Origin of the sequence: Paenibacillus graminis (assembly GCF_000758705.1) — a bacterium.
Lineage (GTDB): Bacteria > Bacillota > Bacilli > Paenibacillales > Paenibacillaceae > Paenibacillus_AQ > Paenibacillus_AQ graminis.
Genome location: NZ_CP009287.1, coordinates 4387396 through 4412106 on the forward strand (window position 1 = coordinate 4387396; position 24711 = coordinate 4412106).

At 47.9% G+C, this 24711-nt stretch carries 20 protein-coding genes; 6 read left to right on the forward strand and 14 right to left on the reverse strand.

Annotated elements, in window-relative coordinates:
- The first annotated feature begins 164 nt into the window (after positions 1 to 164).
- Both PGRAT_RS18810 and PGRAT_RS18815 read left to right on the forward strand, forming a co-directional pair.
- The gene (locus PGRAT_RS18810) at positions 165 to 629 is read left to right on the forward strand and encodes a helix-turn-helix domain-containing protein (RefSeq protein ID WP_025708787.1); all 465 of its coding nucleotides are present in this window, start codon (positions 165 to 167) and stop codon (positions 627 to 629) included.
- Positions 630 to 636: 7 nt separating this feature from the next.
- Positions 637 to 1488 (forward strand): DUF6544 family protein, encoded by an 852-nt coding sequence (locus tag PGRAT_RS18815; RefSeq protein WP_025708788.1) that lies wholly within the window; start codon positions 637 to 639, stop codon positions 1486 to 1488.
- On the opposite strand, the gene PGRAT_RS18820 is transcribed toward PGRAT_RS18815, so the two are convergent.
- The 12 genes from PGRAT_RS18820 to PGRAT_RS18875 all read right to left on the reverse strand — a co-directional run bounded on the left by PGRAT_RS18820 (position 1467) and on the right by PGRAT_RS18875 (position 17674).
- Positions 1467 to 2270: an undecaprenyl-diphosphate phosphatase gene (locus tag PGRAT_RS18820; RefSeq protein ID WP_025708790.1), complete on the reverse strand. Its 804-nt coding sequence runs from the start codon at positions 2268 to 2270 to the stop codon at positions 1467 to 1469. The two genes, PGRAT_RS18815 and PGRAT_RS18820, sit on opposite strands and share 22 nt — an antisense overlap.
- A 448-nt stretch (positions 2271 to 2718) precedes the next feature.
- Positions 2719 to 5973, reverse strand: coding sequence for a PQQ-binding-like beta-propeller repeat protein (locus PGRAT_RS34420; protein WP_025707666.1), 3255 nt, complete (start codon positions 5971 to 5973; stop codon positions 2719 to 2721).
- Positions 5974 to 5998: 25 nt separating this feature from the next.
- The gene (locus PGRAT_RS18830) at positions 5999 to 7006 is read right to left on the reverse strand and encodes a zinc-dependent alcohol dehydrogenase (protein ID WP_025707667.1); all 1008 of its coding nucleotides are present in this window, start codon (positions 7004 to 7006) and stop codon (positions 5999 to 6001) included.
- A gap of 26 nt (positions 7007 to 7032) precedes the next feature.
- Positions 7033 to 7896 (reverse strand): carbohydrate ABC transporter permease, encoded by an 864-nt coding sequence (locus PGRAT_RS18835; RefSeq protein ID WP_025707668.1) that lies wholly within the window; start codon positions 7894 to 7896, stop codon positions 7033 to 7035.
- Positions 7890 to 8852 carry an ABC transporter permease gene (locus PGRAT_RS18840; RefSeq protein ID WP_025707669.1) on the reverse strand — a complete coding sequence of 321 codons (963 nt, stop codon included), beginning with the start codon at positions 8850 to 8852 and terminating at the stop codon, positions 7890 to 7892. Before PGRAT_RS18840 ends, PGRAT_RS18835 begins: the two co-directional genes overlap by 7 nt.
- Before the next feature lie 29 nt (positions 8853 to 8881).
- Positions 8882 to 10480, reverse strand: coding sequence for an extracellular solute-binding protein (locus PGRAT_RS18845; RefSeq protein ID WP_238326880.1), 1599 nt, complete (start codon positions 10478 to 10480; stop codon positions 8882 to 8884).
- A gap of 267 nt (positions 10481 to 10747) precedes the next feature.
- Positions 10748 to 12121, reverse strand: a complete 1374-nt coding sequence (locus PGRAT_RS18850; RefSeq protein ID WP_025707671.1) for an extracellular solute-binding protein — start codon at positions 12119 to 12121, stop codon at positions 10748 to 10750.
- A 213-nt stretch (positions 12122 to 12334) separates the two neighbouring features.
- Positions 12335 to 14269, reverse strand: coding sequence for an FtsX-like permease family protein (locus tag PGRAT_RS18855; protein ID WP_025707672.1), 1935 nt, complete (start codon positions 14267 to 14269; stop codon positions 12335 to 12337).
- On the reverse strand, positions 14266 to 15018 hold the full coding sequence (locus tag PGRAT_RS18860) for an ABC transporter ATP-binding protein (RefSeq protein ID WP_025707673.1): 753 nt from the start codon (positions 15016 to 15018) through the stop codon (positions 14266 to 14268). The genes PGRAT_RS18855 and PGRAT_RS18860 overlap by 4 nt, the downstream gene beginning before the upstream one ends.
- Before the next feature lie 466 nt (positions 15019 to 15484).
- Positions 15485 to 16489: a sensor histidine kinase gene (locus PGRAT_RS18865; protein ID WP_025707674.1), complete on the reverse strand. Its 1005-nt coding sequence runs from the start codon at positions 16487 to 16489 to the stop codon at positions 15485 to 15487.
- Positions 16486 to 17175, reverse strand: a complete 690-nt coding sequence (locus PGRAT_RS18870; protein ID WP_025707675.1) for a response regulator transcription factor — start codon at positions 17173 to 17175, stop codon at positions 16486 to 16488. The genes PGRAT_RS18865 and PGRAT_RS18870 overlap by 4 nt, the downstream gene beginning before the upstream one ends.
- Before the next feature lie 160 nt (positions 17176 to 17335).
- Positions 17336 to 17674, reverse strand: coding sequence for a hypothetical protein (locus PGRAT_RS18875; protein WP_025707676.1), 339 nt, complete (start codon positions 17672 to 17674; stop codon positions 17336 to 17338).
- Positions 17675 to 17864: 190 nt separating this feature from the next.
- Between PGRAT_RS18875 and PGRAT_RS18880 the strand changes: the two genes are divergently transcribed.
- The 3 genes from PGRAT_RS18880 to PGRAT_RS18890 all read left to right on the forward strand — a co-directional run bounded on the left by PGRAT_RS18880 (position 17865) and on the right by PGRAT_RS18890 (position 22302).
- Positions 17865 to 19739, forward strand: coding sequence for an LTA synthase family protein (locus PGRAT_RS18880; protein ID WP_025707677.1), 1875 nt, complete (start codon positions 17865 to 17867; stop codon positions 19737 to 19739).
- A 210-nt stretch (positions 19740 to 19949) separates the two neighbouring features.
- Entirely contained in the window at positions 19950 to 21281 is a 1332-nt protein-coding gene (locus PGRAT_RS18885; RefSeq protein WP_025707678.1) for a hypothetical protein, read from the forward strand.
- A 211-nt stretch (positions 21282 to 21492) separates the two neighbouring features.
- A complete protein-coding gene (locus PGRAT_RS18890) occupies positions 21493 to 22302 on the forward strand; it encodes an alpha/beta fold hydrolase (protein ID WP_042267024.1) in 810 nt (269 codons plus the stop codon).
- Between the two features lies 1 nt (position 22303).
- Here PGRAT_RS18890 and PGRAT_RS18895 read toward each other — a convergent pair whose 3' ends face one another.
- A complete protein-coding gene (locus PGRAT_RS18895) occupies positions 22304 to 23044 on the reverse strand; it encodes an SDR family oxidoreductase (RefSeq protein WP_025704130.1) in 741 nt (246 codons plus the stop codon).
- 183 nt (positions 23045 to 23227) lie between these two features.
- Between PGRAT_RS18895 and PGRAT_RS18900 the strand changes: the two genes are divergently transcribed.
- Positions 23228 to 23803, forward strand: a complete 576-nt coding sequence (locus tag PGRAT_RS18900; RefSeq protein ID WP_081758623.1) for a TetR/AcrR family transcriptional regulator — start codon at positions 23228 to 23230, stop codon at positions 23801 to 23803.
- 3 nt (positions 23804 to 23806) lie between these two features.
- On the opposite strand, the gene PGRAT_RS18905 is transcribed toward PGRAT_RS18900, so the two are convergent.
- A complete protein-coding gene (locus PGRAT_RS18905; protein WP_025704132.1) occupies positions 23807 to 24700 on the reverse strand; it encodes a WD40/YVTN/BNR-like repeat-containing protein in 894 nt (297 codons plus the stop codon).
- Positions 24701 to 24711 lie beyond the last annotated feature (11 nt).

The window sequence follows — 24711 nt, forward strand, 5'->3', positions numbered from 1 at the left end:
AACAAAATCATTACACAAAAAGGCTTCAGATCAGGCGTTTGCCTTTGTCCCAAGCTTTTGCAAGGTAGAGGGAAACATGAATCATTGCTCATTGACAAAAAGGTAACCTATTACATATAATATACGTAACAGGTTACCCTATAGAATGTAAGGAGATGAACTGGATGGACGAAACAGAACAGCAGGCTTACATCCTTGGAGCTGTTCTCACACTCGCCAACCGCCTGCAGGTATTAGGCGATCAATTGGATGACCAAATGACCATGAAGCAGTGGCTGCTGATCGCAGTCATTCTGAAGAGCAGTTCACCCGCTCCCACCCTGAGTGAAGTATCTGAGATGATCGGAAGCTCCAGGCAGAATGTGAAGAAGATGGCTCTTCTGCTCGAACAGCAGGGATTTGTTGCGCTGACTAAGGATAGCCGGGATGCCCGCGTTCTCCGGGTTCAGCTTACCGATAAATGCAGGGTATATTTTGCGGGGAGAAGCGAGCGGGAAGGCCATTTTATGAAGGCGTTGTTCCAGTCCTTCGACGCGGAGCTAACCCGTGGACTGTTCCACGGTTTGACCCGGCTTACAGAGAACATCGCGCGAATGGAAACTGACACATCTGATCCAGAAAAGGAGTAGATACTTGATGGTTCTTCTACTGGTCATCCTGGCTGGTACCGCGATTGGCGTGACGGTATTTTTCAAAATCCCCTATTCCAAAACCGCAGCAGAATTTCAGCGGACTGCAGACCACTATCTCACTACGCCCGCCACCCTAAACGATGTGTTCACAAGCGAAGACTGGAAGCTTCTGCCTTACCCTGTCCGGAAATATTTTGAAACCAGCGGATGGGCCGGCGCACGCAAAATGTCCTCGATGAAAGCCGTATTCAAAGGCGTAAACTTCATCCTGTCCCCCAAGAAACCGGCGATTCAGATAGATTACACGCAGTATAATTTCAGTGAGCATCCAATCAGAATTGCCCTAATAAAAACTTCTATGTACGGCATTCCTTTTCAAGGCCTGGATACCTATGCCGAGGGAAAAGGCAGCATGAAGGGCGTTCTGGCGAAGATGTTCACTCTCTTCAACCAGCAGGGCGGGGAAATGGATCAGGCGTGTCTGGTCACCTTTTTGTCGGAAGCTCTTCTGCTGCCAAGCGCCGCTATACAGAGCTGCATTACTTGGGAACCCATTGACGATACTCATGCCGGGGCAACTATTTCCTGCTATGGGATTACGGCACGGGGAATCTTCAGCTTTAGCAGTAACGGAGAATGCCTGTCCTTCACAACGGACGACCGCACCGCCATCGGAATGGACGGCTCCAAACAGCGGGTGGGATGGTCGGCGCTCATGAAGGATTACCAGCGGATTGACGGCATTAGACAGCCTACCCACTTGCAGGCAGTATGGCATTATGACAGCGGAGATCTGGTCTATTTTGACAGCAGAAATTTTCGGATGGAGTATAGTTACAATATGACGATTAAATAGAAAAGCGCCGCTAGGACAAAACGGTATAGGGCAAACCATTCCAATCTAAGCCGCTTAATCAGCTTGATGAACGTCACTACTGCAATCATTGCCACAAGAAAGGATGTCGTAAAGCCAATTAGCATTAAAATTATATTGTCAGAATTCAGCAAATCGCGACTATCGTATAAATCCAACAAGCTTGCCCCAAACATAACAGGGACTGAAATAAGGAAAGTAAAATCTGCGGCGGCTTTTTGGCTGGTGCCAAGCAAAAGGCCCCCTGAAATCGTCGAACCCGATCTCGAAAATCCGGGCCACAAAGCCAAACATTGGAACAGGCCGATCCCGAAAGCTTGCTTATAATTTATCCCATCAATCGTATCAGCAGTTTCAGTTTTCCTGCTCCGTGCTGCGATGATCATCAGCAAACCGCCGGCAACAAGACCGATCAAAACAGGGGTTGGGCCGAATAATTGGCTTTTTATGATGTCTTTGAAGAGAAGATATAGGATTAATGCTGGTAACATGGCCAAAATCATATGAATGACATTTAACCCTTTACTTTGGGAAAAATCCATTCTAATCAAATTAGACCCAATCGCCAAATACCTTCGCCAATAAAGAATTAGAACTGCCATCACCGCACCCAATTGTATTACGATTTTAAAAGTTATGGCAGCGTCTCCCTCAAAGCTAAGCAAATTGCCTGCTAAAATAAGGTGTCCAGTAGACGAAACCGGTAAAAATTCAGTTAAGCCTTCTATTACGCCAAGAATTATTGCTTTAATTACATCAGTCATCAGTGGATATCCCCCTTTGGAAATTAACTCTATCAGACAAATCCCAGTATAAGGGGGACATCTATATATTCCCATCGATTTACATAACAATACTCAAGTCGGTATAACATAATTGTCACATTGCTCATTAATAGGGCTGGACTACCGATCTTGAGGCCACTTGCAAGAAAACTATAAATGTCCATCAGCAATTCCAAGTGGAAAAAGGATAACTAATTTGCCCCATTCTCCTGTTCTCCGCAGGTTAAGTGGAAAAAGGACAACTAATTCAGCATATCTCGCCCCTAACTGGGTAATATGACCCAATTAAGTTCCTTTTTTCCACTTCAATCTCACAATTGTTGATTTCTGAGAGAAATAAGCTCCCTTTTTCCAACTAGCACTGTTCACCTGCTTCTTGACCAGCGTTAATTGAAAAAAGCCGCCATTACGGCGGCTTCAAATGAACTTAAATCTGGGTTCCAAGCTGTACCAGCAGCTCGGCATGATCTTGAGCTAATCCCTTCCCGCTCTTGGCTTCCACTTGATAAATAAACCCGTTGATTGCGCCTTTTTTCTCTCCCATATTACCCGATTCATCCGCTCTTTGTGCTATCATCAGCTGATTCTTCAGCCGTTCAGCCAGCTCTGGATCATGAGCGAGGAACTGGTCAATCAGCCCTGCAATGCCCTCATAGGTCAGGATCACTTCATAAGTAAAAGAGGATTTTACAGAGTTCCCGGCTGCATCACTCACGGTTGCATCAACCATATGCTCCCCAATGCCCGTCAAATAGGCGGGGCTATCTGCAAGCACAGTATCGCAATCACTTGTAGCTACACCTGATAATGCATCTTCTGCAGCGCATTCAATCCGGATCACATCATCTACTTCGTAGACGGATTCTCCTGAAAATTCGATTAAGGGGGCCGTTTTGTCTATCTTGAGTCCGGTAGTAGAAGGCACCCCTGGCACACCGTAAGCAGATTTCGCCCAATAAGTTACTGCCGTTACGCCTTCTGCGCTTACTGTAAACTCCGTGCTACTGCCTGCAGCCTCACGCTGATCGATGTTCTCAGCCCCCTTAGCCTCGTAGAAAAGGGCGGCTGCTCCTTCCGAGTTCAGCATTATGGAAACATCTTCATTGTGCCAGCCCTGCTCATTGGGCTGTGGATTAAAGGTAACCTCAGTCAAGGGAGCCGTATTATCTTTTTCGTATACGGAAAAATCATCATAGTAAGCGGATGAGATGTTATAGCGGCTGGTAACCGCGATAATTCTGGCAGAAGCTGCCCCTTCCGGTGCTTTACCGCGGAGGGTTACCTTTTGCCATTGGTGGAGCCGCGATTCATCTAAATGCGTTTCCAAAGTGGACAACGTCTGCCCTTCCGCATTATAGAATCTGAACATCAATCCGGGCTGGCCGGATTCGATATAGATTTGAGCACTTGCGCTATACTCTTTTCCCGGAGACAAAGCGATTGGATCGCTTTGCACCGCCACCGAGGCGGTACGGACTAGATCCGTTGTGTGCAGGCTGGAAGCACCCGCAAAGCTTTTATCGCCGCTTCGTTCAAAATAAACATCCCCGCTGGTCGCAAACAAAGAAGTCCAGCCCGGCAGTTTGCCGCTCCCACCCGGCGCTTGTTCCACCCCCGCATTGTTTACCGGCAAAGGCAGGCCCGGCGGTTCGGGCACAATCTCTCCACCGATCTTGATTCTATAGAGAATAGTATTCGTTGCGAGATCGGTGAAATAAAGATTTCCGTCCCTTCCAAGATCAAATCTTGATGCATCCGTCAGTGTTCTGGATTCCAGCGTTTCCGGATCAATTACTGTCAGTTTGTTATTAAACAACACATACAAAAGTCCGTCTTCCGACCAGCGCATCGGATGATGATGCCACTGGGTGTAATACAGCTGCGGATAGATTTTTTTATATTTTACAAGCTTGTACGTGTCCGGATCGATCGCAAAAATATATTCATAGGATGCCCCCCAGATCAGCCCATCCGGTCCAAGAGACAGATCCCCTATGAAAATCGGATCGGTAAGTTCGGGAATATCCAGGGTAAACTCCGTGATTTTTTGCTCCTTCTGGACATCCCACACGAAAATTTTGGCCTCCTGCTCGCTTGGCATGGAGCCCAGTCCGCCCCTGATGGTCGTAGATCCGAAAATCTTACCGTCTACGTACGCGGTACTGAGCACACTCTGATTCTGGACCACGTTGCGGTGAACTTTGGTTTCCCCTGTCGCTGTATCATGGACCGTAAGCGACCCTCCCAGCGTACCATAACCGGAGATAGTGGAAATAAACAGTTTACCGTCTCCTTCAGACATATGCACAAGCCGTTCCTGATCGTTTCCGAGTACCGCGAGCCGCTGCGGATTCGTGCTCCCCGGCTCTTGATTCAGATCATAAACGTATAAGCCGCCTTCCGGGTAGACCCCCATATAGACTTTATTTCCAATCGGGTAGACACTGTCCGCCTGACCTATACTGAAAGGTTTGGCGGTCATGTTCTCTAAGTCAACCAACGAAGACCTGGCTTGAGATCCCGTTGTGATCAGCTGTGTATCCGATACGCTTTGAAGCCGGTTGACCACGCCCGGCAATCCCGGGATAATCGGCGGCTTTACAATTACTTTTTGGGTATCGATATTCAGCATGGCTACCCCGCCGTCATAACGGACCGTGACCAGCGTTTTTCCTGGAAGCTCGGGATGATTGAACTCGACCCAATCCGCCCCTCTCAATCCGCTCTCATAGGTCATGCCGGTTTCCTCTACCTGATGAGTCGCAAGGTCAAAGGTTTTCAGTTTTTTCTCTGCCATATAATACAGCTTTCCATCCACCGAGTCGGCCGCATGAAGGCCGGTGACCTGCTGAAGCTCTACATCAAGCCATGATCCTGTTGCCGTATCGTAGATGTAGCCTTCACCCGGAATCCCGCTTCCATCCGTATAGCGGGCGAACAAATAACGGTTATCAATCGTACTCAAATCGTATACCGTATCATTTTTAACGTTAAGCGAAGCTGCGATATCCGTTTTTTCTCCCGTGTTCAGGTCCACGCGGACGATCTGTTTATGGGCCGTTCCGGCATAAATATATCCGCCCTGGTAAGCAATGGAGCGGACGTATTCTTGATCAAGCGCACCAATAACACGGCCATAATCTCTTACTTGCCTGGTAGCCGGGTCATACTGCCACACTTTCCCCCCCGGGTACGTTCCGACGTAGACTCTTCCTTGTTCATCTGTCGTAATGCTGTTAGAGACAGACTGCCCCGCAAATTCAGCCACTTGAACGGCCTCATGCGTAACTGGAGAGTACTCCCATAATCTCGCACCTGCTCCTTCGGCCGCCACATAGAGCGTACCGTTTGGGGCAACGGTATGAGCCCAAGAGCTTTCGGAAGGTGCAAGCGAAACAGTCCGAAGCAGTTTGTACTCTTCGAGGTCTATCACATTCAGAACCCCCGGCTTCCCTTTGCTCGTCGCATACATTACAGGCTTGCCGTCCTCATAGCCGACGGCTCCATTAAATACAGCTACCGTGTAGTTGTTGGGTACAAGCAATTCCTCGGGTGCGCTGAAGTTTTTTTGAGAAAGTCTGGAATCCTCCGCTGCGGCAGGAGCAGGCTGTACAGGATACATCACTAATGCAAGTAAACAGCTCATGAACATGGTGATCAGGTTGGAAAAAGGCTGTTTCATCACTTATCTCCCCTTCTTCATGTCATTAAAAATACTTGATCAACGTGGCGAGGGCTCCTTGATCCGGGCCGGATTGGTAATTTCCATAGGCTGCAGACGCCTCTTCCAGCGCAAACTTATGCGTGATGGCAGGACTTACCGTAATTCGCTTATCAGCAAGCAGCCTTACGTACTCGTCCATATTTCTTCCTTCCGTCCACCGCACGAAACCGATGGGATAATCGAGATTGTCCTCCTCGTAATGCACATCGTATCTTCCCGGGCCGCCCGCTCTCGAGATGAGAATCTGCGCTTCCTTGCGAAACATCAGATCTCTTGAAAACTCCATGGACAAATCACCGACGATCACGATTTTCCCCAGGTCACGAAGCCATTCAAGCGACTTGTTAATCAGCGCTTCGCCGGGTCCGCCAGCACATAAGAGTATGGAATCGAAGCCGGCTCCACCCGTCTCGTTCAACACAAAACGTTCCACTTCCTCTTCACTTGTAAAGCCCCATCGAATTCCCGTTTGTCCCCGCAGCAGCTGCACACGTTCTTTGCTCAGATCATAGGCAGCAGTATGGCATGCAGCGGCAGAGGCAATTTGGGCCACAAGGTTACCGAGGATACCCAGTCCGACGACAAGCACCTTGTCACCGAACCTCACGTCAGCTGTACGCAGCGCATGTATGGCAATGGCCCCGAGCCCTGTAAATGCCGCCTCCTCAGGGTTGACATGAAGCGGCACTTTGGTTACCAGATTGGTCGGTACCGAAATCACTTCTGCATGTCTTACGTAAGGCACGCCGTAACAAGCCACCCGGTCTCCCGGATGAATATCCCTGACCTCACTTCCCGTCTTTTCCACAATCCCAACGGCACTATAACCAAGATATACGGGAGATAATCCGGATCTCTTAATCGCACTAAGTTCCGTACCCGGACTAATGCCCGAATATTCGGTTCTCACTTGGACATGCCGTTTGTTCAGTTCCGGTATATCCGCTTGAAGTATTGTGACTTTTCCTTCCTTCGCAGCAACGATTTTCATTAGAAATGGCTCCTCCTTATGTCTATTCAGCCTTTTTCCGAACCGAGCATCACCCCTTTAGCGAAATACTTCTGGGCAAAAGGATAGAGGAGCAGAACAGGGATCATGGACAGCACGATAGTTGCATTTTTGATCGATTGAGGGGCCAGAGCCGAACGATCCACGAGTCCCGCATCATTTTCTGCACTGTAGATCAGCATATCCCGCAGCACGACCTGCAAAGGATATTTATCCGGATCGTTTAAGTAAATCAGCGGCAGGAAAAAGCTGTTCCAGTGCCCCATGAAATAAAAAAGACCGATGGACGCAAGCGCAGGTTTGGATAAGGGAATGACAATATTGAACAGAATCCGGTATTCGGAGGCTCCATCAATCAGGGCGGCTTCCCGGATTTGGGAGGACATGTTTTCGTAAAAGCTTTTCAGAATGATCAGTTCCATCGTCCAGATGGCGTTGGGAAGCACAAGGGCCCAAACCGAATCCGTCAACCCCAGCTGCTGTACGACCACATAAGTGGGAATAATGCCGGGATTCAGGAACATCGTCAGAACAATCGCTGTCATAAAAAACTTTCTTCCAAAAAAACCTTTTTGGGACAGGGGATAAGCTGCCACCGCAGTAAAGAGCAAGTTCACGAACGTGCCAAGTGCTGTATAGAAAACAGAATTCAGATAGGCTCTTGGAATCGTGTCATTCTTAAGCACCTCGCCGTAGGCCTCAAAGTTGAGCCTTTTCGGGAACAGAAAAACCTTGCCTTGAACGACCGACACCGTATCGCTTAAAGAGATGGCCGTAATATACACGATGGGATAGAGTGTGGCTACAGCAACCAGAGTGAGTATCAGCGTATTGATGACACCAAACAAAGATATTTTGCGTTCTCCTACCATAATCCGTTCCCTCCCAGCCGTTTGCTGACCGCATTCGCGGACAGCAGCATCACCATTGCCACGAGTGCTTCAAACAGCCCTACCGCGGCTGCGTAACTGTAATTGGATTCCAGCAGTCCTTTGCGGTATACATAAGTTGAAAATACATCTGCTACGTCATACGTCATCGGGTTGTACAGCAGCAGTACTTTCTCATAGCCGACACGAATCATGGAGCCGGTTTTGAGGATGAACATGATGAGCATCGTGGGAAACAACCCTGGCAGCGTAATATGGCGGATCATATGGAAACGGCTGGCGCCGTCCACCTTAGCCGCTTCATAGAGCGTAGGACTGATTCCCGCAATCGCTGCCAGATAAATGATTGATTCGTACCCCATATTTGCCCAAATTTCCGAAATGACGTAAATCGGACGGAACCAGCCCGGATCAACCAGGAAGTACTTTGTCTCGAATCCGAACGCGGCCAGCATTTGGTTCAAAATGCCGTGATTGGGAGACAGGAAATCAATGATCATGCTGCTGATGATGACAACGGATAAAAATGCCGGAAAATAACTGAAGGTTTGCACGGATTTTTTTAACCATTTGTTTCTGACTTCGTTCAGCAGAAGGGCCAGCAGGATTGGAAAAGGAAAGCCAAAAATGAGCGTATACAACCCAAGGAGCAGCGTGTTGCGGAACAGCATCCAAAAGTCATGGTTCGTAAAAAACGTGATGAAATGCTCAAATCCCACCCATTCGCTGCCAAGCACTCCCGAAAATACGCTGTAGTCCTTGAAGGCTATAATCAGTCCATATAATGGCCCATAACGAAAGATGGCGTAAAATAGGATGCAAGGAAGAAACAGCAGAAGCAGCTGCCTGTCGCGCTTGATATGGTTCCATGTTGTTCCAAGACGGCTTCTGGAGCTCTTCTTTGGCACTGTTTTATAGTTAGCTGCCGGGTGTTCCATGCCTCGTCCCCTCCCGTTAATTCGCAGGCCTAAGGCCTTCTATTTGGACTCCTCGTATCTTTTTGGGCTGCATTGTAGATCGACATCAGTTCCTCCACACCGCTACGGCTCAATTCAGTTTGGAAATCCGCCCACTGGGCTTCACCATAACCTGCATCAAGGATATATTTCGCATTAAATTCCTCGGCGGATTTTTGCAGTGAGGTCTGCAGCTCGGCGAGCTTGGAGGTTTCTTCGTCCGTAAAATTAAGGATCGGATCCAGCGGTTCGAAACGATCCTCCTTCACAATTTTATCCTGGGCCTCCTGCTCTTTTTCCGAGAAACGATAGTAGATGCTCCGATGGTCCGGTCTCAGGTACGCTCCTTCCAGCCACATTGCATAACGGTCCTCCAGCACGGTGATATCCACAAGCGGAAGATCCTTCAGTTCAGGGTAGACCGGGAACCCGTCTCCGCCCCATTCGAAGTTAACCCCCTCCACACCGATGGTCATAAGTTCACTTCCGGATGGACTGGTCAGATAGTCGAGCAGTTTGAGCGAGACTTCTGTATTTTTGTTTTTTGCCACGGCGACGCTGAAATCCGAAACCTCAGGCAGCGTTCTGACATTACCGGTCGGTCCGACGGGATTGGCATACCTGAGGTCATAGTCCGGATTCTGCTCTTTGATCTGGTTGTAAAAGAGATCAAGGCGTCCGATCCAGTCAAACGTGACAAACGATTTGTCCGTCGTCATCTTGGTTGTCCAGGAGTCCTGGGTATCCGTCAAAAATTCCGGATCAAGGAGCTTTTCATTGTAAAGCTTTTTCATAAAATCGAGCATGTCCTTATGCGCCTGCTGCACTGCAGCGTACTTCCAGGTGCCGTCTTTTTCATCGTAATAGGCGGGGTACTGATCCGTGTTGCCCAGTCCCCAGCCGAAGGCCCAATCCCTGAAAATATTGGCCAGGCTTTTTGACGCGTACGGGTAAGAATCGGGGTAAGCTGCTTTTACTTTTTTCAAAGCTTCGTAAAACTCGTCCGTGTTCGTCCATTCTTTAATGCCAAGTTCATCAAAGATATCCTTTCTGAACATGAATCCGTGATTTACTTTGCGGTTCAGATTATAAATCGGCCAGGTATATAGATTGCCGGCTTCATCGCCGTAGGATTTGAGGACCCAGTCATTTTCTTCCATATACAGCTTTTTGAAGTTAGGGAGCTGATCGGCATATTTATTGATGGCAACCACGCCGTTTTGTTTGCCTATTTTTTTGAGTTCGGCCGGTTTCAGCCCTGTAAAAATGTCGGGAAGCTTACCGGAGGCGACAATGACTTTTAATTTATCCTGATAGGTTTGCGGGGAATAGGTCTGAAAATTCACTTTAATGCCAGTCCGCTTCTCAAGCTCCTGGACAACCAGCTTGCCCGGGCCGAGATCTTTGGCATTGCTGGGCAGCATGTAAGTGATCGTGGTCGGCTCATCTACCAGCGGCAGGGCCAAATTGCCCGTATCTCCGTATTGTCCGGGCTCCTGAGGAGGCAAGGCGGCAGAACCGCCTTTGTCCGTACCGCTGCTGCATGCAGCAAGGATCGAGGTTAAAAGCGTGGCCGTAAGCACAATGGAAATCCTCTTTTTCAGCATCATTAAACGTTCCTCCTTCATGTAAACTGCCAATGAAAACGGATACAATTTCCCTTAATAAAAGACGATATAAACTCTCCCCCCTCCACTGTATAGCTGTTGATTAGCTCCTTATTAACCCTCATCCTTTTAGATCATGTGTGGTTCTTATTTTTCAATAAGAAATTATCATATACCACGATATCTGTCAACTGGTTCTTTTGTGGTTCATATAAATTCAAAAAAAGCACTACCCATTGGGAAGTGTTTTTTTGAACCTGCTATGCTTTTTTATAAATGGAGACTTCTAGCCGGAAGCAATACTTCAGCCAGTCCCTCTTCATCCGTTAAATAAGACATGTACTGCTTCAGGCTTTCTTCGAACCGGATCAGCGTTTGAATGGAGATAGACAGGTCGCGGTACGTCGTGTATTTTGAACTGTAGTCACGGTGCAGCTCCAACCTGGACGGTTTGTTTTTAATATCAACGGAAACCGTTTCTGTAATATATCTGCTCGCAGGTAAACTGTAGGTGTTCTGCCTGATATAGCTCTGCGCCTCGTCTGAAGTGAGATAATTCACAAAGCAGGCTGCCGGTTCCTTATGGCCCGATTCCGCACTGAGGGCAATGCCTGTGGACAGAAGGAGTGTCTTATCATTCTTAAAATGCGGCAGCTGAGCAATATCAAAGGAAAAGTCCGCATTCTTCAGCTCATTCAGCATGTAATATGTGGTTAGCATGACCGAAACCTTCTGCTCCTTAAACAACTTCTCAGCTTCGAATTCACCTTGTGCCAAGGCAAGCGGAAATATTCCTTCCTCCGTCACAAGATCCCTGAGCCAGCGTAACCCTTCTATAGGCATACTGGCTCCGTACTGAGACGGATTGGAATCAGCCGGAGCTGGATCATCCTCATTTTGCATCCAGAAAATCGGCCACCGGTTCATGGAAAACAACTGAAAAGCGATACTGTAGCGATGCGGCGCCTTGAGTTCCCGAAGCAGCGTTGCCAGCTCATCCCAGCTCCAGCTGCTGTTCGGTTCTCCCAGTCTTTTCTCCTTCAGATGCTCCTTGTTGTAACACAAAATAACGGGTGAGTACACGAACGGCTGGGCTGCCAAAACACCTGGTTCCTTCTCAAAATAAGGTGTAAGAAAAGGGTATATATTGTCGCGGCGGTCCTGGCCGGCAAACAAATCGAGGGAATTTCTCTCCTTGAATTGGTACATATCCTGCAGGTTGACGGTTAACACATCCACAATCCCCAGCCTGATGAGATTGGCGATGCTGTCGGAGCTCACGTATGGAAGCTCAATCGTTTCCACATGAATATACGGATGCTTCTCGTGGAACCGCTTAATCAGCTCCTCCATCCCCGCTTCCTTATACAACGAGGGATAGACTCCAAAGCGGATGGTTTCCTTGGCAATAGACTTTGCCACCTGTGTGCCTACCCGGGGAATTTTAATGATCAATCCCTCCTGAACAAGCTCATCCAGAACATACCTCACGGAATTTTTGCTTAGTTTGTACAGCTCTGTCAGTGCCAGCTCAGAAGGCAGGTATTCTCCCGGACTGTAAGCCCCGGAGTTGATTTTTTGCTTCAAATCGGCAGACATATGTCTGGTTCTGGTCTGAAACGTATGACGATCTATTTTCGCCATGGGCCATTTCCACCTATCCTCTTCATCTTTTATGTTATAGCTATATTGCAATATATTTCCTGAGTATTATTTTTATTATACCAGATATGAACCAGATTTCCACTCTGTGAGCAAATTAGTCCGTTTTTAATAAAACTATTTATGTCAACAAACGAAAAAGGAGCTGCTGCCAAGCAGGCTCCTCTTACTCCCTATTCCCAATATGCTCTTGGGTCACAACGACTCGCTAATGACTCGCTTGTAATACAGTACCGACAGGAAGCCGAAAATAGAATACAGTGCGGTATACAGCAGCATGACCAAAATCATCGGAGTGAGCATTTCCGTGCCGAAGAAAAACCAGCCGGACTTAACGGCGAAATAGCTGTGGCTCAGTCCAACGACCAGCGGGATGCCAAAATTGAACAATTGCTTGAACTGGATGCCTCGCAAGAGGTCGCCTTGAGTAAAACCCAGTTTCCGGAGTATGGTATAGCCTGCCTTTTCTTCCTCCCCTTCATCCATCTGCTTAAAGTACAGAATGCAGCCGGAGGTGATGAGAAAGGTTAAGCCGAGGAACCCGACAATAAACATAATGAGCCCCATATTGTTCCGCTGGTTCATTTCGTATTCATACTGTGAGATGTTCTTCTTATCCGGCTTCAGATCCATAAAAATTTGATTTGCTTTTTTTAGCTGTGAACGGTCGGCAAGTTCTATCCCGAAGTAATCTGCTGGTGCCGCTTCCTTAGCACTTTGCAGCTTGGGGTTCTTCGCCTGGGCCAGCTCCTCAAAAACCGTCTCATCGACCACAAACACTCCGGAGTTTTTGCTGTAATAATAAGGCATAATCGCTTTCTTGGAGATACCTGCGAGCTGCTGCTTTACCGTGCCGTTTATGGTCTTAAATCCAATCTCGCCGGTTTCCTTCAGAGACAAAAGACTGCTCAAAGCATTGTTATATCCCATAAGCCGTGTTTCTCCAGGCTTTAGATCAACGCCCTTAACACTGCTATCACTGACTACAGATGTGGAAATAACGGTATCTTTAAAATCCTTTTGCATAATCTGCGAAGCATCGACTTCCATCATAAAGGGCTGCATATGGACTTCGCTGTATTTGATTTGCGCCTTATCCAGTGCCTGCACAAACTGCTCTTTGGTTTCCACCCGGGCAAACCCAAAATCGTGAGGAGAGCTTTCCTTGGCTGTCGCCTCTGCCGAATAATACGAGATATAACTAAGTGACAACAGACCGATAGCCAGCGCGGACACGGTTGTAATGATCGTCAGTAGCAGCGCATTTGACTTCATCCGGAACATAATGGATGAGAGCGAGAGTACCTCATTGATAGTGAGATAGCCCTGTTTACCCTTGCGGATGGCGTTGAATACGAAGCTGACCGAACCTTTGTAGAACAGGTACGTGCCGATAATAACCAGACCAAGGATAACAATCATCGAGATCATCAGCCCGGTCATGTTGTTTATTTTTCCATTGAAGAGCAGGGTCGATAAATAATATCCCGCCGCAATAAAGCCGATGCCTAGCAGTCCGAGGACAATCTCCCACAGCGGCATTTTTCGGATGCGCTCCTGTGTGGTGGAACTGACCTTGAACAGAGAGAGAATGCTCTGTGCTTTAATAAAGGTATAATTCATCAGCATGATCAGCAGGTATATCGCGGCAAAGACGATTACGGTCTGCTGCAGCGCCTCCAGTGAAAAGCGGAGCTTTGCTACAGATTCAATCGCCAGAATTTTGAACAAAATCATCAGAATCAGCCGCGACACCGCAAACCCGGCACCGATCCCCAGAATCATGGACCCGAAATACAGGATCAGATTCTCGGCACTTAACAGCTTGAAGATTTTCCCCTTCGTTAGTCCGATCAGTTGGAACAGCCCAATCTCGCGGCTGCGCCGCTTAATGAAGATCGTATTGGCATATAACAGGAAAATGGCGACAATGGCCACCAGCAGCACCGAGGATGAGCCGATGGCGGCTCCCCCTTTCACTGAACCGGCAACTTCATCCATGGACGGATCATACTGAAGCGTAACAAAGGAGAAATACAGTGCCACACCGAAGATCAGCGCGAAGACGTACAGATAATAGTTTTTGATGTTTTTCCGCAGATTACGCAGAATAATATAGTTCAGGCTCATTGCTGGACACCGCCCAATACACTCTGGGTCTTGATAATATCATTGAAAAAGGACTGGCGCGGTTCATCGCCTTTGTTCAGCTGAGTGTAAATTTGCCCATCCCGGATAAACACTACCCGGCTGCAATAGCTGGCGGCTACAGCATCATGGGTAACCATCACAATGGTGGCCTGGCGCTTCGTGTTCATATCGGCTAGCTTGTTCAGCAGATCGGAGGCTGATTTGGAATCAAGCGCACCGGTTGGCTCATCTGCAAAAATAATGCTCGGGTCATGGATAAACGCCCGTGCCGCAGAGGTCCGCTGCTTTTGTCCGCCGGAGATTTCCGCCGGGTATTTGTCTTTCAATTCGTTGATTCCCAGTTCTCCTGCCACCTGTTCAAACTTCTGATGGGCCTCTCTCTTGGAAATACCGGTAATCGAGAGCGGAAGCAGCACATTTTCTTTGACCGTTAGGGTGTCCAGCAGGTTATATTCCTGAAAAATAAAGCCCAGATGCTTTTTGCGGAACTCTGCGAGCTCCTTCTCTTTCATCCCTGTAAATTCCTTGCCTTCAATTTCAATCGTTCCCTGGCTTACCCGGTCAATGGAGGAAAGGACGTTCAGCAGGGTGGTTTTGCCCGAACCGGAAGCCCCCATGATGCCGACGAACTCGCCTTTGCTGACCTGAAGGTCGATTCCTTTCAGCACTTCCTGTCTATTGAATTTGTTGCCATACGTTTTATAAATTTTGTTCGCTTCCAGAATCATGTGGTATTCACTCCTAAAATAATTTCGATCCCTCCCAAACCCTCCCTTAGCCAAGGGAGGGCCCCAAGGGCTCTGCCCTCTGGACACCCGGTTAAGTGCAATTAGCGTAGGCATTCAGACTGGCTGGACTTGGGAATGTGGGGAGTAGGATCGCTTGCCGTCCCTGCGGGACACGCTTAACTGCAGCGGTACCTGGATACGGGGTAAAGAATAAGATCAAAAGAATAAGATCAAAAGAGTAAGATCAAAACCCCTTGATCATCTGATGTTGTACTATGTCTGATCTCTACAAACACTAAGATCAAAACATTGTGATCAAAACACTAAGATCAAAACACCAAGAGCAAAGACCCCTTGATCATCTGATGTTGCACTATGTCTGATCTCTATAGTTCTATCATAAGCGGGTTGTGATATATTATCCTGCGTTTCCCCGAACAAAATGAAAAGGCATGTGACATTGTTGTCACATGCCCGTAATGCGCAGGAAGTCATTTTTACGCGGAAAGGTCAAGGTAAATGTAGTGCCTTCTCCAGGTATGGAATCTGCATGAATGCTAATAAGCAGCGGCTCCGCCACCTGTTTCGTCAGGTAGAGCCCCATGCCTGTGGCAGCTCCCTCTTGGCGGCCGATGGTAGAAGTGAAGCCTTTATCATATATCCGCGGTAAATCTTTGGGGTCAATTCCTCTTCCATGATCTTCAATGACCAGTACGGTGTGGCCCGCCGTTTCCCTGCTCTGGATGAGAATATCGGAGTTTTCACTGTATTTTACGGCATTCGTCAGCAGCTGCCTAAGAATAAACCCAAGCCATTTGCCATCCGTGAGTACCTCTTCCGCAGTAAGGTCAACGTCAAAACCAATTCCTTTGGGGATACACCAGGATTTCAGCGCCTGAATCTCTCTGTTCAGTACGGGTTCAAGCCGGGTCATCTCGATATACAGATCGTTGCGCATGAACGGAATCCGTTTCTGATGAAGCTGCTGGTCCAGCAAATGATGAATCCGCAGCCATTCGTACATTAATTTCAGCTTCAGCGTTTCGTCCGTCAGCCGTTCGATCATCAGCTGCATGGCAGTAAGCGGAGTTTTGACCTCATGAATCCAGGACAACAGGTCGTCCTTCTCCTGTTCAAGCCGTTGGAAATTTACGGAGGATTCCCTTTTGTAACGTTCGGTTTGGGCATTCACCGCTTCCTGCACCATCTTCTCAAACGGACTGTCCGCTTCTTTGAAGGTGCTCGGATCATAAACCTCATCCCAGGCTTCCATCCGTTGATAGAAACGGGTCTCTTTATGGTATCTGAGAAACACAAAAGCTGTACATACCATCACATTCAGTCCGACAATGTACAATACGGGCAGAAACGGAATGGAAGAATCCACATAAGCCACGAACAAAAAAATGATCTGCAGCCCGCCAAGCAGGAGGAGCCAGCTCAACTTCTCCTCTATGTATTTCCTGATCATAACAGCGCCTCTTCGGTCGCCATATAGCCTTGCCCCACCCTGGTTTCAATATATGCATCCAGACCCAGCGGCTCCAGCTTTTTACGCAGCCGGTTCACATTTACGGTCAGCGTGTTGTCGCTCACAAAATGCTCATTGTCCCACAGTTTTCTAATAAGTTCTTCGCGCTCAACTATCCGGTCTTTACTCTCCACCAGTATTTTGAGGATTAACATTTCATTCTTCGTCAGCAGAGCAGATCCGCGTTCGCTTGTTATCGTGTTCTTCACATATTCAATCGTTGCTCCACGCCATGTCTTCAGCTCGATCCGCTCGGTGCTGTAGTTATACACCCGGCGGAGCGTGGCCTGGATTTTGGCGATAAGCACTTCGAAATGGAACGGCTTCTGGATAAAGTCATCTGCTCCGAACTGCATGGACATGACCATATCACTCGGGTGGTCACGGGAAGACAGGAAAATAATCGGCACATTGGAATGGGCGCGCAATATCCGGCACCAATGGAACCCGTCAAACTGCGGCAGCTGGATATCTATAATGACCAGTTCAGGATTGACAGCCGTAAACTCCTGAAGGACCTTCCCGAAATCGGAAATGCCGTATACCTCATACGACCATTGGGATAATCGCTCCTTAATCTCACCGAACAGGGTAACATCGTCCTCAATGAGCATAATTTTGAACAAAAAGCCCACCTCGTTTCAAATCTGTGTAACGCAGTATGTAATCCAGGGTTATTTTATCATAGAAGCTGCAGCTTGGGTTAGGCCTCCTTGCTTCAACATGGAGGAGTGTGTCCACGAGCACAAAAAAAAGGCCCTGTTGAGAGCCCTTGCTGATTCGCACTTATCCAATTTGCTGCTGCGGTCCCCGTTGTTCTGCCAGGGAGTTCAGTACCTCTACGGTCATATCACGGCCCCCCTTGAAATTGGTAATCAGCGCCCCAATAGTATATATTGGCCCCCACGGTATGCCCCACCAACCGAACAAAACGCTAATTAGAGTGAATCTCAATCCTGTGCCCACTGAACCCATTCCTGGCGCTATGTAATATATTGCCGAGCTTCTCCGGAAGGTCATAATAAGGATGGAGATACAGAAAGTATATACGACAAATTTGCCGCCTTGTCCTACTTCCTGCTCCAGCGTTTCCCATGTTAACCCTTCCAGACCCTTAATCTTCATCCTGTAATTCCCTCCGTATGTATATGTATTGTTGCCATATGCTTGTGCAAAGTGATTGTAACATATGTTCCACATTATGTAATCGAACAATAGCACCTATTTTGCAAAATCTGGTTCTCTATCTAGTTGATTTTGAGCGCTTTCATGTAATAGAATGAACTAATTATATAGAAAAGGATGCGCATAGGAAATGCGGTTGAAGGAACCACGCACACTCAGCAAAAGATCCATACTTTTTTTCTCATTAATCATGCTTGCGAAAAGCTATTTTGCCTGGTATTACTTGTTCGAAGATGGTCCTACCTGGACAACATGGCTGAAAGAAATCCCATTCGTGCTGCTGATATTCTGCCTGATTGAATGGTTTGCCACGAAACGGAAGATTGCCATCTACATGTTTGTCAATTTGTTGATTACGGTTTTGTTTTTCTCTTTGATTGTCTATCACAATCATTTTGGTATTATTGCCACTTCCCAGGTAATCGGTCAGGCCAAACAGGTTGGAGCCGTGAAGAAAAGCATTTTTTCGGTGCTCCACCCGCAGTATATGCTGATTTTTCTGGATATCATTATTATTAGCCTGGTGATGTTCAGCCGGAAGAAAGCCGTCGCCTGGAAAAAAGCCATGTCTCGCCGGAGCAACCGCAAAGCGGTCGCTGCCCTGTTCTGCATTTCCCTAATCATTTGTATGATGAATATTTTTCCGAATCAGGCTAGTATGAATGAAACGATTCAGGCCGAGCAAATGGGAATTCTTAATTATGAAGCCTACGCCCTGCTTGCAGAGCATAAGGAAGAGCAAATTGAACTCTCCCAAATCACACAATCCGCCATCGATCAAAAAAAGGGTATCCAGGCGCAATCCAACCCGGCCCTATTCGGTGCCGCCAAGGGAAAGAATCTGATCATCATTCAGATGGAGTCTTTTCAGAATTTCCTGATTAATCTGTCCATTGACGGGCAAGAGATTACACCTAATATGAACAAGCTGGCCGCAGGAAACTTTTACTTTCCGCGTTTTTACCAGCAGGTCGGGCAAGGCAATACCTCAGATGCGGAATTTATTGTGAACACTTCCTTCTATGTTCCGCCGGATGGACCGGCTACCGATATCTATGCTACCAAGGAGCTTCCCAGCTTGCCCAAGCTGCTCCAGGCGAATGGGTACGACACGGCAACGTTTCATACCAATGAGGTTGACTTCTGGAACCGTGGAGACCTGTACAAAGCCTTGGGTTTTGACCGCTACTATGACAAGGCCTTTTTTGGTGAAGACGACACGGTATTCTACGGGGCTTCTGATGAAATTCTGTATAAGAAGACCTCCGCAGAGCTGGCGAGAATGGACCTGAGCAGCCAGCCGTTCTATTCCCATGTGATTTCGATGTCATCGCATAATCCATTCACCATCCCTGAAAATAAATACAAAATGACTCTGCCGGAACGTTTCGAAGGAACGCTTGTCGGGAATTACATTCGCGCCCAGAATTACGCAGATTATGCGCTTGGCCAGTTTATCGATGAGCTCAAGCAGAATGGTGTATGGGATAACAGCTTAATCATGTTGTATGGCGATCACCGGGGGCTTCCTATCTTCTCGCTCAAGGAAGAGGATAAGGTCTTATTGGAGGAAATTCTGAATCATGAATATACGGAACGCGATTTGATTAATATCCCGCTGATCATCGCCTCTCCGGGAATAACGGCGTCAAGCGTGAAGGAACAACTAGGCGGACAGGTAGATATTTTACCAACAGTATCCAATCTATTAGGGGTATCCCTTGCCGGCCATATTCATTTCGGACAGGATCTCTTGAATCAATCTTCTTATAACCTGCTTCCACAGCGCTATTATTTGCCAACAGGCTCATTTGTAAATAACGAAGAGCTCTTTCTGTCTGGCAGCGGGTTCGAGGATGGCCAGCATTATACGTTATCCGGCGATGGCACTGGGCCCCTGCAGGCTACAGAAGATGAATTCAACCGTGCCCTGGAGCTGCTCCACCTGTCTGACAGCTATGTAACTCAATTGCCTGACAGAGAAGTTAAAGACGAAGAAAATTAACTCTCTTTTTCAGCAAGTACCAGCATACTTAGATTTCCGAATCCCACTTCGTAATCGAGGTGGGTTTTTTATGGCCAGAATAATACCTCTATATTTGTAAATATAACAAATAATTCAATAAATATATTCTAAGTGGTAGATTTGCCGCAAAAAAAGGAATAGAATAAGTTTGGGAATATTTTCCTAAATAAAACTTGGAGGTGTTTGGTTATGCGAAAGTCCATTTCCGTTATCTCTACACTGGCCGTCACTATGCTGTTTTCGTCGCAATTAGCATTTGCAGAGGAAGCCGAGCTTCCAGCCAACAACATTCTTCCGCCAACCGAAAGTCAAGAAATTGCACAGAAAGCTGATATTACAGTTATTGATTTGTTGGACAAGTCCATTCCAGGAGATGAGGGACAAAAGTCAACACTATCCCAGCAAGCGGCGGCACTCCTGCCTCCCCAGCTGCAAGCAGCCCACAATTACAATTTCTCGCCGCGTGATTTCGGTACTTCCGTCGTACAAACGAGCGATGGCGGTTACGTGTTTGTCGGCTCAACCACCGTTAATGGAAATGACGATATCCTGTTTGCCAAAACGGATGCCTCCCAAACGCTTCAATGGGCCTACACATACGGAGGTACGGGAGCCGAATCCGGTGTAGAGGTGCGGGTAGCCAGCGATGGCGGTTATATGATTGCCGGGACAAGCAATGCCAGCGGCTCTTCAGATGTCATTCTGATCAAGACAGATGCAAGCGGTACAGTTCAATGGTCGAAGACCTACGGAGGGCCAGCCAAGGAAGAGGCCCAGGCTATGGAGCTTGGCACTGACGGTGGATATATCGTTGCCGGTACCAAGGAAAGCAGCAGCAATTCCAACGACGCTTATATGCTGAAGGTAGATGCTAACGGCGGGATCCAGTGGACCCGGACTTTCGGCAAGGATAACCTTGAGGACCGTTTTTACGGGGTGGCAGTGACACCGGATGGCGGTTATGTAGCGGTCGGCTATAAAACGGTCTCCGAAATCATTAATCCAGGAACGGCTCAACGGATGTATGGCTTAATGGTAAAAGTAAATGGAAGCGGTAACACCGTATTTGAATCCACGTTGGACCGCTATTCCATGCTGAACGGCGTTGCTGCAACATCAAACGGTTATGTGGCAGCCGGGGCCATCAATAATATTGATCTACCCAATAATACTCAAGTTTACAATATCTTTGTAACCAAAGTTGGTACGTCCGGCAGTCAAAGCTGGAGCCGGCAGTTCCATGCGACCAATGGCGATTTTGGCAACGACATCAAGCTTGCGAAGGATGGTAACTTTATAGTGACAGGGTTTACTACTCCTGCAGTGTCCAAAGAAGATCTGTTGATGTTGAAAATTGACGGCTCTGGAAATGCGTTATGGTCCAATACCTACAGTTTTGGCGACACTGGTGAAATAGGCAGAAGCGTCGCAGCTACCAGTGATGGCGGCTATGTCGTTGCAGGTTCGTATCTATCGAACAGCGATTATGACGTCCTTCTGCTTAAGTTTGGCAGTGATTGACCTTATGAAGCTTAACTGAATAGGGCAAAAGATTTTGAGGGTCCCTCTCACAAAAATAATAGTGAGAGGGACTCTTACTGTTATCTGATATAACATGTGAACACGAAGAACCGGAAAAGCGATCCGATACACAGTTTCTAGGCACTTAACCCTGCCAGTTGAATAGAATATCCCGATTAGACCAAATCAAGGGATAAGTGGGGATAACCTTATGGAATATTGGATTAAAGCAGAGCCGGATGTAAACGTGTATGTCAATGATATCAATCCGCTGGGCAGGAAGACCATTTTGTTCATCCATGGCTGGCCCGCTAACCATAAGATGTTTGAATATCAGTACAATCATCTGGTGCCCCTCGGGTATCGCTGTATCGGAATGGACATGCGGGGATTCGGCAATTCGGATAAACCACTGGGCGGATACGACTACAACCGCCTAGCTGATGACATCCGGTGTGTAATTGAAGCTATGAGACTTAGGGATATCACATTGGGAGGGCATTCTACCGGCGGTGCTGTAACGATCCGGTATATGGCCCGCCACAACGGATATGGAGTTTCCAAGCTGGCGTTGTTTGCCTCGGCAGCTCCCAGTCTGATCCAGCGGCCGGGCTTCCCCTATGGCTCCACAAGAGAAACTGTAGAACAGATCATCCAGGCGACCTACCGGGATCGGCCCAAGATGCTCCGCGACTTCGGAGAACTGTTTTTCTATCAAAAGGTTTCGGAACCCTTCTCGGACTGGTTCTTCCAGCTGGGGCTGCAGGCGGCAAGCTGGTCCACAATAGCGGTCTCCAAAGCTTGGCTCGCCGAAGAATTATTTCATGATCTTGCCAAAGTGCAGGTTCCCACATTGATTCTTCATGGAATCCATGATCAGGTTTGTTTATACCCTTTGGCTGTGGCACAACATCAAGGCATACGGAATTCTGTGCTTGTGCCATTTGAGAACAGCGGGCACGGATTGTTCTATGACGAACGTGAGAAATTCAACAGGGAGCTGTCCAGGTTTGTCGGGTAGTTTACGGCTGAACCGTCGGTCTAATCACTATTTCATTGACTCCGGTATCCTCCGGCTGATTAACGGCGTAGAGAATCGCATCAGCGATCCGGGAGGACGAAATGCTCAGCGCGCTGAAATGGCCGGCCATTGCTTGTACTTCAGGGCTTTTCACCGTATTTACCAGCTCCGACTCCGTAATCCCCGGAGAAATGATAGTGCTGCGGATACGCGAAGTCGGAGATTCCTCCTGGCGCAGCCCTTCCGATATAGCTCTGACAGCGAACTTAGTAGCACTGTAGACAGACGATGCCGGACTGACCTCATGTCCGGCCACCGAAGCGATGTTGATAATATGCCCTCCCTGCTGCTCCCTCATGGTTGGCAGAACGGCAGCAATTCCATACAGGACGCCTTTTATGTTCACGTCAATCATTTGCTCCCATTCGGCTATTCTTAATTCACTAAGCCGGGATACCGGCATGACTCCAGCATTGTTAACCAGCACATCGATCCGGCCATACCGGGCCAGCGCATACTGGGCCAGCTTCTGTACCTCCACCGAAGAAGCCACATCCGCCTGAAAAGCTGCGGCTACGCCGCCTTCTTCCGTAATCTCCTGCACAATCGCCTGCAGCTTTTCTGCTCTTCGGGCAGCCAATACTACTTTGGCTCCTTTTTGGGCCAATAATCTGGCAGCAGCTTCTCCGATTCCACTGGACGCACCTGTAATAATCACTACTTTGGCATCGACGTTATTCACTGCGCTCCACTCCTCAATATATAATGATAACTACGCCTGTACTCAACAGTTGTTGATTCTTTGACGTTCGTTGATTATCATTATAAAGAGGCCGGGAGGCAATACAATCGCTAATCCGGCGGCTAATGTGGCATACACAACAACTGGCATGAAACTGTTCAGTAACTGAGGGGGCAAGGGAGCATGAACACCGAAATGAAATTAGACAGACGGGTAGCAAGAACCCGGGAAGCCATCAGCAAGGCCTTTCTGGAGCTCTTTTCCGAAAAGAAATTCAGTCAGATCACCATCCATGATATCTCCGAGCGGGCCAATGTGAACCGGGGGACCGTCTATCTGCATTACACCGATAAGTACGATCTGCTGGATCAATGCATTGAAGAGCATTTGAAGCAGCTCCTCACTTTTTGCAGCCACAATAAATCCCGCGAGGGTATTACAACGCTAGCCAGTGAGCTGAAGCCGGTTTTCGAATTCCTGGAAACGAATTTTCTGTTTTTCTCTGCCATGCTTCAGAATCAGCGGACAGAGGTTTTCCGGGAACGTCTGCTGGAGTTCGTCTCCGCGAACATCAAAGAAGAACTCGACAGCCAAAAGGCCGACACTCTCATTAATCATGAGCTAAATGCCCAGTTCATGGCCTCTGCCTTTGTTGGAATCGTGGAGTATTGGATCCGGAACAATATGCCTCACCCCCCTCAATATATGGCGGAGCAGGTGTGGAGATTGTTTGAGCGGAATGAGATTAGTCCGGGATGACACTTATTTTTTATCATACCTCCATGTTTTCCCATAATCATTGCTGGTCAAATAAATAGTACCCACAACGTTACTTGCGCCATCCTTGCTGAGTTGTATGGGGAACTTTCCCTTTGCCCCCTTGAATACCGGAGACAGCGGCGTCAAGCCATAATCTTCAAAGCCGGCTGGCAGTTTGATATGGAGCTTGGTCCAGCTTTTACCTCCGTCCTGCGTCCAACAAATGGCCGGCTGGAAGTCCGTCTCATATCTGAACCCCATAAAACCGATCTTGTCATTTGCGAATCCTGCTCCGGTTAATACTCTTGCATACACTTCATTGGCGTTTCCCTTCACTTCGCTCCACGTCTTTCCTCCATCCCTCGTTTTGTAGATATAATGGTCTTCACTGCCCATCCCCTTAAAGCTGTTAAGTACCATCCAACCGTCATTTTGGGTAATGAACCCGACATTTTTGGTAGTACCTGTGATCTCCCTGGTCACTGGGTAGGTATTCCAGGTCTTCCCCTGATCGTTGGTGATGAGCACCTGAACCGGAATTGCCCCGGAGCCTCCATACACAATGGCTGTTTTATCTGTGGAAATAAAGAAACCTGCTCCATCTGCGGTCATACCCGACTCCTCGGCATAACCTGAATTCAAAGCCAGTGGAGCTTTTACCTTGGATTTGCCGTTGTTGTATGAAATAATGACCCGGCCCTCTTTGTCCAGCGCATACGAATGACCCGCATCATAGGCAATCACCTGCTCTCCAGCCGAGTTGCGTGTATACACAGTGCCTGGTTTGATCGTTGAGCCGCTGCCTTCGCTTGTACCGCCGGTGATAAACATACCTGCAAAAGCTATCAATACAACAGCTGCCATCCAGTGTATTTTCAAAGATAAACCTTTCTGCATCTCTTTTCCTC